The sequence below is a fragment of the Gemmatimonadota bacterium genome, from assembly GCA_030747075.1.
Taxonomy (GTDB): Bacteria; ARS69; ARS69; order ARS69; family ARS69; genus ARS69.
In genome coordinates, this window is record JASLLL010000044.1 from 1 (window position 1) to 15648 (window position 15648).

A 15648-nucleotide genomic window follows, 5' to 3' on the forward strand; every position below is an offset into this window, starting at 1 on the left:
ACCTGCCTCCGCGCGAAGACGCTCCAGAACCTCCACCACTCCCGCGCAGTCTCCGCAGGACGCTGCGTGCTTCCGCAGCGCCTCTTCTTCGAGGTTGTCCAGGACTCCGCTTCCCAGATCCACGATTCGAGCGGTTGCCTCGTTGTGCTCCATCATCCTCTCTCCTGCCAGTACTCCGGGGGGGGGCTGACTCCCTATACTGTCGCTTCAATGGCAAAAGCGTTTACACGCCTCCCCGATTCTGCCAAACTTGTTACTAGTTTCCAAGGTATACTGTTTTCTTGCCTCTCGTGCTCTTTTCTTCTTCCCCCTCGGAGGCTCCATGACCCCTCCCCGTGCGGCCCCGTCCAACCGAGAGGATTCGACCCTCTTGGGCTTTCGGGACGGATGCCCCAAGGCCCACGCGACGGTTCGGCGATGGGCGGAGGATGTGGTCTGGTTCACCGGGTACGGTTTCGCCGCTTCCGATCGGGAAGAAACCGTGCAGGATGCTCTCGGAGATCTCTGGAGGGCTGTCAGTGTACCGAACTTCGTTCTTCGCAGCGGGTTGCGCCCGCTCGTAAGGACGATCGCGACCGCGCGCTGCATCGACCGGCTTCGGAAGAGACGCCCCACCGTGGAAGTGAACGAGACTCTCGCCTCGGAGGGGGCCGCCCCCTACGAGCGGCTCCTCCGCCGGGATGAGCAAGCGCGCCTCCAGTGGGCGCTCCGCGGGCTGGACCGGCGATGCCGGGAACTGATCCAGCTTCGTTACTTTGAAGAACTCCCTTTCTCGCGGATCGCGGAGAAGTTCGACCGCGCGGAATCCACCATGCGAGTTGGAGTGTTCCAGTGTCTGAAGAAGGTCCGCGCCTTCGTCCGTCGCTGGGAAGACCCGCCCGGGGGGAGCGCCTGATGGAACACGCGTCCCGCCACCGCGCACCGGTTTCCGCAACACTTGTCGTGGCACTCCTCGGCGCCTGCGTCTCTCTTGCGGCGGCCGCCGATCCCGCGCCCGGCGACCCCTCCGCAGTCACCGCCGCCGAGGCTCCCTTCCACCGCATCCGCCCCGGGCTGGACGAGTTGCGGCGACTCTTCGCATCGCGGGATTATGCGCTCTATGAAGAGAGGGCGCGCGCGCTTCTCGCCGAGGCCTCGGAGCGCTATGGGGAGGACTCGCTGGAAGCGGCCCGCCTCATGGAGGCTCTGGCGAAAGGGACCGCAAAGCGCGGCGGCGACAGCGGGCCGGAGTCGATGGCGCGACTGCTTCGCTCCCTCCGGATCCAGGAGGAGGTGCTCGGGCCGGACCATGCGGCGATCGGGCCTGTGCTCCAGACGCTGGCTTCCGCTCATCGAGCGGCCGGGGAGATGGATCGGGCGCGGGCGGCGATGTCCCGATCGCTCGCCATCCGACGACGACACGCGGATCTCGATCCCGGGGCGCTGGTCTCCTCCCTCCTCAGCATGGGGGGGATGGAGGATTACCTCGCGCAGCCTGAGTCGTCTCTCGTCCGGTACCACGAGGCCGCGCACATCCTTCGTACCCGCCTTCCGGAGAAGCGACGCACGCTCGCGCGTATGTTGACGAACCGGGGGATTGCCGAGATGCGGCTGGGAAGAAACGACGACGCCTGCCGGAGTTTCGAAGGAGCGGAGGGCATCTTCGAGGAGGAGTGCGGCCCCGCAAGTCCCGACCTTGCGCAGGCGCTCCAGAACCACTCGCTCGCGCTGCGCAGAGCCGGGCGCCCGCGGGCCGCCATTCGCGTTGCCCGCCGCAGCCTCGCCATCCACGAGGCCTCGGGATCGGGAGAGAGCACGCTTGCGGGCAGGGTCTGTGTCTCCCTGGCGAATCTCCTCCTTGATGCGCAAAACACCGACGAAGCACGCGGCCTCTACGAGCGTGCCGCGACCCTCTTCTCCGACGCCGGGCACGGGAGGAGCCCCTCCATGAGCATCATCCTCCAGAACCTCGCCATCCTGCACTATCGAACGGGGAACGCCCGGGCCGCGGACTCCATCGCGCAACAGACCCGCGACATCGTGGAGGGTGCCTACGGGCCCGATCATGAGCGCGTCGCCCCGGTACTCAGTCTGCTCAGCAATCTCGCGATGGAACGCGGCGAGCTGGACCGGGCGCGGGAATACATCGAACGGTCCCTTGGTCTGATCGAAAGCGCACGCGGTCCGGACGATCCGGACCTCGCGATACCGCTGGTGACACTCGGCAAGCTGCTGGTCAGAGAGGGCGACCCGGCTGCCGCCTGCGCTTCCTACGAACGCTCGCTGGCATTCCGGCGCGAGGCCAACGGGCGGCTCCATCCGAACATCCCGGGCACGCTTCTCTACGCGGCGCACGCGAGCGCCGCTCTGGGAGACACGCTGAGGGCGGTTTCCCACGCGCTGGAGGCCGAGGGCCTCTCGCGCGAGCGCTTCCGCCTTACCATCCATGCATTCGGGGAGGGTGCCGCGCTGCGCTATGCCGCCTCGCGGGAATCAGGCGTGGACGCGGCGCTCGGAGTGCTCTCCACCGAACCGGGGCCGGAAGTGTCGGACGCGTTGACGGCGCTCGCCGGTTCCCGTGCGCTCGTGATGGACGAACTCGCCAGGCGAAGACGCGCCGCGCGAGTGACCGGCGCTCCGGGCGCGGCGGCCCTCGCGGATTCTGTCGCGGATGTGGTGACGCACCTCGCGGGACTCACCCTCCGCGGCCCGGGCGGCGACGATGCGGGATTCATGGCCACGATTGAAGAACTCCGCCGGAAGAAAGAACGCCTGGAGATTCAACTCGGCGAAACGGCCCCCGCCACCCGGCTGAAACCCGGTGAGGGGACCGTGACGGATCTCGCCCGTGCGCTCCCGCCAGAGACGGCGCTGGTGTCCTATTACCGGTACCTCCCGGATCTTCAGAAGGGCGCCCCCGAGTACGGCGCGTTTGTCCTCTGTGGACCCGGGAGCCCTCCCCGGTTTGTCCGGCTGGGGTCGGCTGCCGCCATCGATTCCGCCGTCATGCACTGGCGCACCCGGATCGAACTCGGCGGCCGGGGGCTCTTCGAGCGGAGTGCGGAGCGCACCTGCCGGGAAGCGGGGTCCGCGGTCCGCCGGAGTATCTGGGATCCCCTCATCCGCTACTGCCCGGACGCAAGGGAAGTCCTGATCGTGCCGGACGGCACGCTTCATTTCATCTCCTTCGATGCACTGCCTGCCGACAGCGCGAGGTACCTTCTTGAGACTGGCGTGCGCACTCGTGTCCTTTCCGCCGAGCGTGATCTCCTCCAGACGAAGGAACGCGAATCCCCCGGGCGCGGGATCCTCGCACTCGGAGGAGCGGACTACGGCCGGGAGGAAGAGAGGAACACCTCCCCCCGGGCGCCCGTGGCGCTTGCTTCCGGGCGCGCCGCGACCTTCCGGGGCGGGCACACTCAGAAGCCCGGCTTTGCATCGCTGCACTTTGAGCCTCTCCCCGGCACGCGGCGCGAGGCAGACGCCATTGCGGCAGCGTGGGAAGCTCCGCAGGAATCCTCCGGCACCCGGGACACCGCCACCGTGTTGCACGGGCACGACGCCACGGAAGAGGCCTTCCGGCGTCTCGCGCCCGGCACGCGCATCCTTCATCTGGCGACACACGGGTTCTTCCTCGGCGGAAATCCCTGCGACAGAGGTGCCGAAGACCGGAAGGCGGAGACATCAGCCGGAATGAGTCTGATCGAGAACCCCCTTCTCCTCTCCGGACTCGCGTTTGCAGGCGCCAACCGCCGCGCCGATGCGCCCCCCGGTACCGACGACGGCATCCTCACCGCAGAGGAGATCGCCACACTGGATCTCACCGGCGTGCAGTGCGCGGTCCTCTCCGCGTGCGGCACCGGCCTCGGGAAGATTCACTCACGCGAAGGAGTTCTCGGCTTGCGGCGCGCGTTCCGGATCGCGGGAGCCGAGGCGATCGTCATGAGCCTGTGGGATGTCGAGGACGCGGCCACGCGACTCTGGATGGGCCACTTCTACGACGCGATGCTCACCGAAGAACTCCCGCCCGCCGAAGCCGCCCGCCGCGCGAGCCTCGCCGCGCTCGCGAGGCTTCGCAAGGCCGGCCGCCCCACGCATCCCTTCGATTGGGCGGGCTTCATCGTCGAGGGGCCCCCACCGAGGAGGGGCGCTCCGCGCGAAGGCTCCGCAGGCGATTGAGGGCGGCGGCCAGTTCATAGCGCCGAAACTCCGCGTACCCGCCCGACTTCCGCCCCCCGAGGAAGTCCAACCCGTCCGCCGCGACTCCCTCCATCACCGCGTCTACAACCTCCGCTACGGTTCCCCCCGCCCGCGCGAACTCCCGCACGCGAAGAAGAGCGTCCGCAATCGCGCGCGTCTGCGACGCATCCACGATCTGCTCCACCGACGAGAGATCCATCGTCTCCTCGCCGAAGCAGATCGTATCCCAACCGCGCGTCTTCACGCTGACCTCCCGCCGCCCTCGCCGCGGATCAATGCTGTCCGGATCCGGGCGACGCGCCGGTGATTCCCCGAACCCGCCGCCGTCTTCCGACTCCCGCTCCGCTCGCATCTCCGCCGCAATCGCCTTCGCACGAGCCGTGACATCGGCGGGTGCGTAGTTCTCCATGGCGATGACCGTGTCCGCCTCATCGAAATAGTCGCCGCATCCCCCAATCACCAGCACGGTGGAGACGCCAAGATCCCGATGCAGCGCTCGAACCCGGTCGATGAAAGGCGTGATCGGCTCTTTCTCCGCGGAGATGAGCTGCTGCATCCGTCGGTCGCGGATCATGAAGTTCGTAGCCGCCGTGTCTTCGTCCACCAGGAGGGCTCGCGCGCCGAGTTCGAGCGCTTCCACAATATTCGCGGCCTGCGAAGTCGATCCGGAGGCGTTCTCGGTCCGGAAGAACTCCGTGCCCCGCCCGAAGGGCAAGTTCCGGATGAAGGGCGATATGTCCGCACCCTCAACCCGTCGCCCGTCTTCGGCGCGGATCGCCACCGCATCCGAATCCGTCACCACCCGTTCGCGGCCGTCGCCGGGGCGATGGTTGTAGACGCCGCGCTTGAGTGCTTCCAGAAGCGTCGACTTTCCGTGAAAGCCGCCACCCACGATGAGCGTCACGCCCGCAGGGACGGCCATCCCGCGCACTTCCCCGGCGTTGGGGAGGGTGATGGTTTCCCGCAACGACTCCGGGGACTGGAACGGCACGACCGCTTCGCCGGAGAGCGGGCGTTCGTCCACGCCGGATCGCCTCGGGAGAACGCTCCCGTCGGCAACGAACGCGATACAGCCTCTACGAACCATCTCGGCGCGAAGGAACTCCGCGTCCTCGTTCGTCTCCACAGCGCGGCGCACGGCCGCTTCGTCGAGCGCCGGAAAGCTCAGCGCTGCCTCGACGATGCGCGGAACCTCTTCACCAAGAACGGCCCATGCCTCGCGCCCGAGAACGCGCCGGCCCGCGGCCGGAAGCCCGACGAGGAAGCGCGCCTCCACCAGGCCCGTGTCCTCCACCCGCGTCGCGGTCGCGGAGAGGACCTCCTGTCCGGGGGTGTCGATCTCCACCAGTCCGCTCTTTCCGGAACCGCGCCGCCCGCAACCCGACGCGGCGCCGCGCGCAAACTGGCGCGCCAGCAGGTTCTCCAGACCCACGCGGCGGCTGCGTCCTTCGTACGCCCAGCCGGGCAACGCGGCCACCGCGGGGTCCACCCGAACGCGGACGCGACTCGGCGAAGCGAAGGGATCGCCCTGAACATGGTCGACATGAAGCGTGAAGTGATGGAACTGCCAGCGACCGCGGATGTCGCGGTAGGCACGGTATCCGCGTCCGTCGCTGCGGCGGAGAAGTTCGTCCAGTTCCGATGAAGTACGCGGCACGGTCCGCTCCTGAACCAGGGGACGCCGGGGGAGTCACGGAGCCACGCGTCCCGGCCGTTCGCCCTCCCGCCGGTCCAGACAGGTACCGCGATCTCGGGAACCCCGGCAAGCGGATTCCCGCGATCGCGCAACGGTGTGGGGGTGTGCCGCCTCGGTCGATCATCATCTCTGTCGCCACGCGCATCCCACCCACGCACTACCGCGTCAGCACGACCTTTCGCATGATCCGCGCGCCCGCAGCCTCCACGCTGGCGAAGTACACTCCCGCTGCCACGCGACAGCCATCGTCGTCCCGGCCGTCCCACGGTCGAACATGCTCACCGGCGGCCAGTTCCTCCTCGACCAGCGTTCGCAGAAGGCGACCCGCCGCGTCGTGGATCGCAATCCGCACGGACGCCTTTGCAGGCAGCGAAAAAGCGAACGCGGTCCCGCTCGCCGAACGGAACGGGTTGGGCGCGTTCTCAAGAGTCAGCCCTCCCCCGAGGCCCGCCACTGCCACGCCCGTCGCAATCTCCTGCACGACGCGAATCTCAAAGTCGTCGAAGTAGATTCCGTCTTTTCGCACCGACGAATCCGACATCAGCTGAAAGCGAAAGCGTACATTCGTCAGCCCGATCCAGGGAGCCAGGTCCACGGAGTTCTCCACCCACGCGGACTGGCTTCCTTCAAACACAGGTTCTCCGGAGGGCTGCGCCCCCTGCCCGCTGCCGGCCGTCGTGTAGGGAGTGGACACCGCCGTCCACGCTCCGCCGCCGTCGGTCGAAACCTGAAACTGCACGCAGTCCCATGAGTCCTCGATGCTCCATCGCGCGAAGAAGGACACGGTCCCGCTCTCCACGCCACCCAGATCCACCGGGGACGCCATCGCGCAACTGGTGTTGGCGAGATTTGCGTAGGTAGTCGACGGGCTGTCGGTCATCGAACGCGTGGAGTTGTATGCGACCGTCGAGATCCCCCAGCTGCCTCCCGAAAGCGACCAGGCTCCCGTGCTTCCCGCCTCAAAGTCGTCCTGGAAGAGCACCACTTCCTCCGCCCCGCCGAGAATGAAGTTCTCCGTAACGGAAGCCGCATCCACCGTCACGATTCGGTTCGCCGTCACATGGTCCGGTGCCGACACCAGGAAGCGGTAGTCTCCGTATACGAGATTCACCGTGTACGCTCCGCCCGCCCCGCCGTCGCTCTGGACACTCGTCACCAGTGAGTCCACCGGATAGGTGCGCACCTCCACGGTCGCCGTCAGCGGTGTGCCTCCGACTTCCTGCACGAACCCCGACACATCGCCGGAAGCCACCGGGTCCAGCGCCACATTCAACACCGTCGGCGTCCCCCAGGTGCTGGAAACACCGTACTCCGTCTTCGTGATATAGCCGCCCGCCGCAAAGGTGATGTCGTAGGTCCCGGTGGGAATCAGCTTGTAGTAGTCGCCAAAGTCCGGATCGGTGACCACGCTCTTCGCGTTTCCGGAAACCGTCACCGTTGCGTCCAGCGGAAGCCCCGTGTCTGACCCGGTCACGATTCCGTTCACGCCATACCGCGCGGACTTGATGAAGTGCAGGAAGCTCTCGCGGTTCTCATTCCACAACTGCGGCAGCTGGCTGGACGGCGGCGAGTAGCTGTCGCTGTACTCGATCGTCACATCGATGCAGCCCGTGTCCTGATACGACCAGTCCTGCAGGCTTCCGTGAACGACATACCACTGCGCGCCGTTTGTAATCCCCTGGGAGAACGACCCGTTGTACATCGGCAGGTTGTAAGTGCTGTACTCCAGCGAAAGCTTGATGATCGCGGAATCATCCGGCGTCAGCGCATAGGAATAATCCCACGGGTAGTTCACCACCAGCGCGCCGCTGTGGCCGTTCTCGCTGATCACAAAGTGATGCGCCGCTCCATGCGCCTTGAAGAAGGTGGTCTCCAGTTCAGATGCGTAAGTGCCGTCTTCCCCCACCGACCCGTCAGGAACCGGATAGTTCCGGTTCAGGTCCACTCCATTCGCGTTGTATCGACTCCCCGCCGTCAGACCGTCCGGGTTGTGACACGGGATGATGTGGATCTCGTAGTTGTCCACCAGGTAGGTCACATCCGGATCGGATCCGTAGTTGTCGGTCAGGTGCTCCACCAGATACATCAGCATTTCGAGTCCGGGCGGTTCGTTCCCGTGCATGGTGCTCGTGAGTCGAACCTCCGGTTCCGCCTCTTCGACGCCGACATTGTCCCCGATCTCGATCGCCCAGAGTTCTCGTCCCTGCACGGAACTCCCGATCGTGTGGAACCGCGCGATGGCGGGATGGTCCAGTTCCGTCTGCTGAAGCTCCGTCCCGATCTGCGCGTGCGTGTGGTAGGCGCGTGTGTCGCCGCGAAGAAGGCGGTCCCCTCCCGCAAGAGCCTGCTCCTCCCAGACGCGCTCCATCTCCCTGCGGGCTTGCTTTTCCCTGTCCGGAATGCGCTCGAATGAAACCCCGGCCCGTCGCAGTGCTTCCGCCTCGGCTTCCGTGACACGCGGTTCCCAGACAAGCCGCAGATGCTTCGGAGGAGTGCCCTCCACGCGAAGCTGCTCCCTGTGGAAGGAAGCCACCGGCACGCGCTCCAGCAGTGCGTTCAGTTCTTCTCCGGTCCCCACCTCGATCCGGACGGGGAAGTCCTCATACACCCGGATCTCCCACAGGGGGAGCCCGTGGGAATCCACCGGGATGGGAGCGGCCCCGGCGGGCCACGAAAACAGACCGCAGGCGACGAAAAGGAATGCGGCGAATCGGGCGACAGATGATGCGGATCGGGCGGATCCAGGATGCATGACTCTGACCTCGGGTGAGTGCGACTCGATCGATCCGGGGGGGGACAAATGCGAATGGATCCATGATACCACGGCCAGCGCCGTGGTCGGGCAGGATTTAGGCACGAACCTCCGGCATTCGGCCAGGAAATGCGATATCATCCATCGACACGACTCCGACTACCGGTCCCACGGAGGCCTGCATGGATTCCTGCCGAACTGCCCGAGTTCTCCTGCTGCTCCCGGCGCTCCTCCTGCCCGCACCGACCCCCGCCGCGGATCCCGCGGACGGTTCCGTTCCAGGCGACGCGCCCCCCGAGCAACGCTACGAGAATACGCTCGCCAAGGACTTCATGATGGATGCGCCGTGGCGGGTCATCGACGCGAATACGCCGATCCCGGTGACCGTCATCCTCAAGGACTGCGATGTCGACGACATCCGCGATCTCCACTGGATCCGCTGCTGGGATGTCACGGGCGGAGGATCGACCATTCTCTGGGATCACGACTTTGGCGACGAGACCATCGGAAACGACTCCTGGGAGCAGAACTTCTGGACCTACATCGTCTCCGTGACGGAAGGCCATCCGTCGCTCCCGAACGGGACGCTCCTCACCCCTGCCAACCTCGGCTACGCGACGGGAGACGCCATTCAGCTCAAGGTCTCCGTGTACTACCGGGACGACTGGTTCAACTACACGGAATCCCGATGGCTCCGCGTGCATGTCGGAAGCGGCCCCTTTCCGTGGCCCGCCGGATGGTACGGCGGTGACACCCACTACCACACCATGTACACGAACAACATCGCGGAGTTCGGCGCGCCCATTCCCGCGGTCTCGGAAACCGGCATCGCCATGGGGCTTCAATGGCTCACGGTCACCGATCACTCCTGCGACCTCGACGAACTCGGCGACGGCCCCTACTCCTACGGAACCCCCGCATGGGAGTACACCGTGCAGGATGCATCCGGCATCAGCACGACCTATCGGGACAACTCCGGCTATTCCAATATGTGGGACGCTGCGAAAGCCGATGTCGCTCTTCTGGACGCGCCTGACTTCCGCCTGTTCACCGGAGTGGAACTGAATGTGGGGTCCATCGATCCATCGTCCTACGACAAGACTCTCCACTTCCTCGTTTACAACCCCGCCTACATCAGTTCTCCCAACTCCGGCGCCCTCGGCGAGCGACCCGTCTCCATCAGCCTGACCGGCGCGTTGAGCGCCATCTCGGGCACCGGTTTCGGGTACGCGGCGCATCCGCTCAGCGACCTTTCCGCTGAATGGGGCGGCATCGACTGGGGAATGAACGGCGCCCCATGGGGATCCGTGGACATCACCACGGCGCTCGGTTACGACGCGTTTCGCGGGTTCCAGGCGTTCAACCAGCGCGAACTCTGGGAGTCCACCGATCAGTACAACCCGTGGCCCGACTTCGACGCGGGCAGTTCCACCGGGAACCCCTACCCCGGGCCTCTCCTGGCAGGCATCACGCTGTGGGACACACACCTGCGGGCGAAGCTCGGCACCGCACGCCCGCAGGTCTTCTTCAGCGGAGGAAGCGACGCCCACGGCGACTTCAACTTCGCTTCGCATCTCGGGATTGACGACTACGCCACCGACAACGCCATGGGGAAGGTCCAGACGGTCGTCCATGTCCCCGGGGGGTACTCCTCCGGAAACCTCCCGCCGTCCGCGGATCTTCTGGAGGCGCTGCGCCTCGGCCGATCCGTCGTGACCGACGGACCCTTCCTGGAGATCGGGATCGACCGCGATGGCAATGGAAGCTGGTACGACACCGGCGACCTGATGATCGGTGACGACGCCGTCGTGAATCCGTCCACGCTGCCCGATCTCAGCATCCGCTGGGGAAGCCTCGCCGAGTTCGGCTCGATCACTTCGCTGTCGGTACTCGTCGGGGATGCCTCCGGAACCAGCGTGGTCTACTCCTTCGATCCCTCCTCATCCGGGCAGGGTCTCGGCGGTTCCACCACGCGATCCCTCTCGGCACTCGGCCTCACGGGAGATGTCTACCTGCGTGCAGAGTGTGTCACCACCGACGGAGTCGCCGGGCATCGCGCCTACACGAATCCCATCTGGCTGACCATGGATGCCATGACCGGTGTCCCGGAACTTCCCGGGGCTGTGCGGCCCATGCTCCTTCCCGCGGCACCCAACCCCTTCCGTCCGGGAACCACGCTTACCTTCCTGCTGGAGCGCGCGGCGCCCGTCCGGCTTGACATTCTGGATCCGGCCGGTCGGCGCGTCCGCGTTCTCGTCGAGAGCCCCAGCACGGGTCCCGGCTCCCATCGCGTGGTCTGGGACGGACGCGACGCCCACGGCCGCACCGTTCCGGCCGGGGTCTACCTCGCCCGCCTCGTCGCGGACGGCATCCCCACGACGCGCAAGCTCGTGCTCATCCGTTGAACCTCTCGCAGTGGTCGGCGCGAGCGATGCTCTTCCTGTGCGCGGCGGGAGTCCCTTCGGTGGCTCCCGCCTCCGCGAGCGCGTCCTCCGCATCCGCTCCTCACGCCATGGTCGTCACGGCGGAGCCCCTCGCGACGCAAGCCGGGCTGGAGATTCTCGATGCCGGCGGAAACGCGTTTGACGCCGCCGCCGCGGTCGGCTTTGCGCTGGCGGTCACACTGCCCCGCGCGGGAAACCTCGGCGGCGGCGGCTTCGCGGTCGGCCTCGAAGACAACGGGCAGGCCTTCGCTCTCGACTTCCGCGAGACGGCCCCCGCCGCCGCGCACCGCGACATGTTCCTCGACGAAACGGGCGAAGTGGTCCGTGGCCGCAGTCTCTATACCCACTCGGCCGTCGGAGTGCCCGGTACGGTAGATGGTCTTCTTCGAATCCACGCGGAACGCGGACGGCTCCCGCGCGAACGCGTGATCGCTCCGGCCGTACGCCTCGCCCGGAACGGATTCCCCGTCTCCGAAGTTCTCGCAAAGTCTGTCCATGCGCGGCGCGAACTCCTCTCCGCCCACGCGGCCGCCGCCGCCCTCTTCCTTCCCGGTGGCTCGCCGATCGCCGAAGGGGACACCCTCCGGCAGGAAGACCTTGCGCGCACGCTTCTCCGCATTTCGCGCGACGGGCGGGACGGCTTCTATGCGGGCGAGACCGCACGACTCGTTGCCGCGGAGATGGCTCGCGGCGGCGGCATGATGACCGCTGCGGACCTGGCGTCCTACCAGTCCATCCCGCGCGAGCCCTTTCGCATTCAGTCCGGCGGCCACGAGATCCTCACGCACCCTCTGCCGAGCTCCGGGGGCGTCGTCCTGGCGCAGATCCTCGGCCTGGTGGACTGGGAGACTCTCCGCGCAGCCGGACCGCACTCCGCGGCGTATGTGCGAAGCCTCGTCGAGGCGGAGCGCCTGGCCTATGCCGACCGCAACCACCACCTGGGCGACCCGGCCTTCGCGAGTGTCCCGGTGGAGATGCTCGTGTCCGAACCCTATCTGTCTGCCCGGCGCCGCCTCATCCCGCCCGACTCCGCCGGAAGCAGCGACCGGGTTTCCGCGGGAGATCCGCCCCTCCCTGAGTCGGAAGAGACAACGCACTACTGCGTCTGCGACTCCTTCGGGAATGTCGCGTCCATCACCACGACGCTCAACGGTTCGTACGGTTCCGGGATTGTCGTAGCGGGGGCCGGGTTCCTTCTCAACAACGAGATGGACGACTTCTCCGCCAAGCCCGGCGTTCCGAATCTCTACGGCCTCGTGGGAACGGAAGCCAACTCCATCGCCGCAGGCAAGCGCATGCTCTCTTCCATGACCCCGTCCATCGTGCTGAAGGACGACAGGTTCCTTCTTGCGCTCGGCTCTCCCGGAGGCTCCACCATCATCACAACGGTGCTGCAGGTGTTCTTGAATGCCACGCTGTTCGCGATGGACCTGGAGCACGCGGTCCACGCGCCGCGCTTCCATCACCAATGGCTTCCGGATGTCGTGTTTGCGGAAGAGACCGCGCTCCCCGAGTCCACGCGCGCGTCGCTGCGGACTCTGGGCTACAACCTCCGCGACCGATCCCCCATCGGACGAGTGGCCGCCATCGGGCGCCTCCCCGACGGGAGCCTTGTCGGCGTCTTCGACCGGCGCGGAGCCGGTCTCGCTGAAGGCCGCTGAACCCGCACTTCCCCCGCTTCGCCGCGTCGCGTATCCTTCGCCGCCCGGCCCCCTCACCGTCCGAGGAGAGACCCTTGCCCCCAACACCGCACGACCCCCTCCGCGTGGGGGACAAGGTCGTCCATCCTCACAATCGGGAACTCGGTCCGGGGATCGTGGAGGCCATCGATCGCCGCCGACTGGCGGTCCACTTCCCGCGGACGGGTGACACTCTCCAGTTTGCCGCCCAGGGCCACCCCTTCCTCCCGCTCACCCTCCCCGAAGGCGCCGACCCCGAATGCTGGTACGAGGACTACGGCGGGGACATTGTCGAATGCCTCGCCCGCCGGGACACCGACCGCCTCGACGCCTTCGCCCCACGACTTCGAGCGCTCGAACTCCTCCACGCCCGCGAATCCGGCGGACTGGGCTCCTTCCTCGGCGGGAGGATCGAGATCTTCCCGCACCAGCTTCATGTGGCGGAGCGTGCCGCTGCCGGGGATCCGGTGCGCTGGCTGTTGAGTGATGAAGTCGGCCTCGGGAAGACGGTCGAAGCCTGCCTCGTACTGAACCACCTCCTGCGCACCGATCGCGCCGAGCACGCGCTGATCGTCGCGCCTTCCGCGCTCGTGGTGCAGTGGCTGGGCGAACTCTACCGCAAGTTCCATCAGGTCTTCGTCCTCATGGATGACCACCGCCGCAGGGATGTCGTGAAGGAGCAGGGAGCCAGCTTCAATCCGTTCGAAGTGCATCGGCTCTCCATCGTGGCTCTGGAAGATCTCGTACGGGACTCATCGCTTGCCCGCCTCGCGGCCGCATCGAAGCCGGACCTTCTGGTGGTGGATGAAGCGCACCACCTCCGGCGGCGCGAAGGCACTCCGGGTACGCCCGCCTATCGCGCGGTGGCCCCCATCGCACAGGCCGCCCGCCATGCGCTGCTCCTCTCCGCCACGCCGCTGGAGGCGGATGCGCAGGGGTTCTTTCGCCTGCTGCAACTCCTGCGTCCCGACGACTATCCGTCGTGGGAGGAGTTTCGCGACGCGCTCGATCACGGCCGTCCGCTGGCCCCCTGCACGAGTGCGACAAGGCGAGTCGACATCGGCGGGTTTCCTCCGCGCGTTCCCTGTCCGATCGAAGTGGCCCCTCTCGCCTCCCGGGAGTTGACCGACCGGGAAGACCCGCGCCTGATCGCGCTGGCCCGCGAAGCCCGCGACTGGGTGCGCCGTGACGAGAAGAGCCTGGTCTTCGTGCGGAACCGCGATGCGCTGACACTCCTGAAGCGCGAACTGGAGTTTCACCTCAGCCGTCGCGTGGCGGTCTTTCATGAAGACCTCTCCCCGGCACGCCGCGATCTGGAAGTCGCCCATTTCGCCGACCCGAAGGGACCGCCGATCCTCATCGCCACCGAGTGCGGCGGCGAAGGCCGCAACTTTCAGTTCGCCCGGCGACTGGTGCTGTTCGACCTGCCGTGGAATCCCGTTCTGGTGGAGCAGCGGATCGGACGGCTGGATCGCATCAATCGCCGGGCGCCGGTGGAGATCGTCTACTTTCGCCCGGCCGACGGCTTCGAGGCTTCCGTCGCGCGGCTCTATGAACGACTTCGCATCTTCGAGGAGCCGCTCGGCGGCCTCGACCGCGCGCTGGGCCATGTCGAAGAGGCCATCCGCAACACGGCCGACAAACGCGGCGCCGAACTGGATCTGGACGCCATGGTGGAGGAGACGGACCGCCTTCGGGGGAGAGTCCATCAGGCCGCCTATCATCACCTGCACGCGGGAGCGTATGAGCCGACCATGGCCCCCGGCATCCTGGAGCGCATCCCGAGCGACCTGGAGAAACGCACGGAACGCGTTGTGCTGGAAGCGTGCCGACAGTTCGGGTTTCACACCGACCCGAAGCCGGATCCCGCCACCTGGTACATCGAGTTCGGCGACCGCGCCACCGTGGAGACGCTGCACGGCGTCACCACCGGCCACCGGTGGCTGGGGACATTCAACCGGGCGGAGGCCGTGCGCCGCGAAGGCGTGGACTTCTTCGCGGCGGGGCATACCCTGGTCGAGGCGATTCTGCGCGAAGCGGTCGACAGTGCTCGCGGAAGAACCGTGCTGCTGTCGATCCCGGGAACGGGTTTTGCAGGCACCGGTGTCATCGCCATTCGAAGAGATCAGGGTCGCCTCATGCTTTACGCCCGCGACCTCAACGGCAAGGACTGCCCGCATTGGGGAGACTTTATCCGCGCTCTTCCCGCGGGCACGCACGATGTTCCCGCGGCCGCCTGGAACATCGACGACTGGGAAGCTCGGGCCCGAACCGCCTTGCGCGAAATGGCGTTGCCCGGCCCGCCCGACGCCCTCGTCGGGGTCACCTTCACCGGATGAACACGGACGACCGCCACTCCCTGCGCCATCAGCCGTAGGTGTAGAACCCTTCGCCCGTCTTCCGCCCGAGCTTGCCCGCCGCCACCATGTTCCGCAGCAAGGGACATGGCCGGTACTTGGGATCTCCAAGCCCGTCCTGAAGCACGATGAGAATGTGCAGGCACACATCCAGCCCGATGAGATCCGCAAGCGTCAGCGGTCCCATGGGGTGGCCCATGCCGAGCTTCATGATCGTGTCGATGGCAGCCCGATCCGCCACGCCTTCCTGCAGGCAGTACACGGCCTCGTTGATCATGGGCATGAGAACGCGGTTGGAGATGAAGCCGGGGTAGTCGTTGGTGACCACAGGAGTCTTGCCCAGTTCTTCGGACAGTTTCACGACCGCAGCCGTCGTCTCTTCGGAAGTGCGCAGCCCCTTTACGACTTCCACGAGCTTCATCAACGGTACCGGATTCATGAAGTGCATCCCGATCACGCGCTCCGGGTTGCGGATGGGCTGGGCCATCTCCGTGATGGAAATGGAGCTGGTGTTGCTCGCGATGATCGCACTATCCGCCAT

General features: G+C 66.5%; 8 protein-coding genes. 5 read left to right on the forward strand and 3 right to left on the reverse strand.

Annotated elements, in window-relative coordinates; genetic code table 11:
• Nucleotides 1-322 precede the first annotated feature (322 nt).
• On the forward strand, nucleotides 323-895 hold the full coding sequence (locus QF819_10570; protein ID MDP6803594.1) for a sigma-70 family RNA polymerase sigma factor: 573 nt from the start codon (nucleotides 323-325) through the stop codon (nucleotides 893-895).
• Complete coding sequence (locus tag QF819_10575) at nucleotides 895-4158, forward strand: CHAT domain-containing protein (protein ID MDP6803595.1); 3264 nt, start codon at nucleotides 895-897, stop codon at nucleotides 4156-4158. Before QF819_10570 ends, QF819_10575 begins: the two co-directional genes overlap by 1 nt.
• On the opposite strand, the gene QF819_10580 is transcribed toward QF819_10575, so the two are convergent.
• Nucleotides 4097-5836, reverse strand: coding sequence for an ABC-ATPase domain-containing protein (locus QF819_10580; GenBank protein MDP6803596.1), 1740 nt, complete (start codon nucleotides 5834-5836; stop codon nucleotides 4097-4099). The two genes, QF819_10575 and QF819_10580, sit on opposite strands and share 62 nt — an antisense overlap.
• A gap of 196 nt (nucleotides 5837-6032) precedes the next feature.
• Nucleotides 6033-8627, reverse strand: coding sequence for a DUF2817 domain-containing protein (locus QF819_10585; protein MDP6803597.1), 2595 nt, complete (start codon nucleotides 8625-8627; stop codon nucleotides 6033-6035).
• Nucleotides 8628-8809: 182 nt separating this feature from the next.
• Between QF819_10585 and QF819_10590 the strand changes: the two genes are divergently transcribed.
• The 3 genes from QF819_10590 to QF819_10600 all read left to right on the forward strand — a co-directional run bounded on the left by QF819_10590 (nucleotide 8810) and on the right by QF819_10600 (nucleotide 15089).
• The gene (locus QF819_10590; GenBank protein ID MDP6803598.1) at nucleotides 8810-11032 is read left to right on the forward strand and encodes a FlgD immunoglobulin-like domain containing protein; all 2223 of its coding nucleotides are present in this window, start codon (nucleotides 8810-8812) and stop codon (nucleotides 11030-11032) included.
• The gene (gene ggt / locus QF819_10595) at nucleotides 11029-12732 is read left to right on the forward strand and encodes a gamma-glutamyltransferase (GenBank protein ID MDP6803599.1); all 1704 of its coding nucleotides are present in this window, start codon (nucleotides 11029-11031) and stop codon (nucleotides 12730-12732) included. Before QF819_10590 ends, ggt begins: the two co-directional genes overlap by 4 nt.
• A gap of 74 nt (nucleotides 12733-12806) precedes the next feature.
• Nucleotides 12807-15089, forward strand: coding sequence for an SNF2-related protein (locus QF819_10600; protein ID MDP6803600.1), 2283 nt, complete (start codon nucleotides 12807-12809; stop codon nucleotides 15087-15089).
• A 28-nt stretch (nucleotides 15090-15117) separates the two neighbouring features.
• Here QF819_10600 and QF819_10605 read toward each other — a convergent pair.
• Nucleotides 15118-15648, reverse strand: a 531-nt coding sequence (locus QF819_10605) for a 3-hydroxyacyl-CoA dehydrogenase family protein (protein ID MDP6803601.1), incomplete at its 5' end; no start/stop codon positions are given.

Bases quoted from the DNA above. Each gene is read 5' to 3' on its own strand.
- QF819_10575 (MDP6803595.1), top strand. From the start codon at position 895: ATGGAACACGCGTCCCGCCACCGCGCACCGGTTTCCGCAACACTTGTC.
- QF819_10585 (MDP6803597.1), bottom strand. From the start codon at position 8,627: ATGCATCCTGGATCCGCCCGATCCGCATCATCTGTCGCCCGATTCGCC.
- QF819_10570 (MDP6803594.1), top strand. From the start codon at position 323: ATGACCCCTCCCCGTGCGGCCCCGTCCAACCGAGAGGATTCGACCCTC.
- QF819_10590 (MDP6803598.1), top strand. From the start codon at position 8,810: ATGGATTCCTGCCGAACTGCCCGAGTTCTCCTGCTGCTCCCGGCGCTC.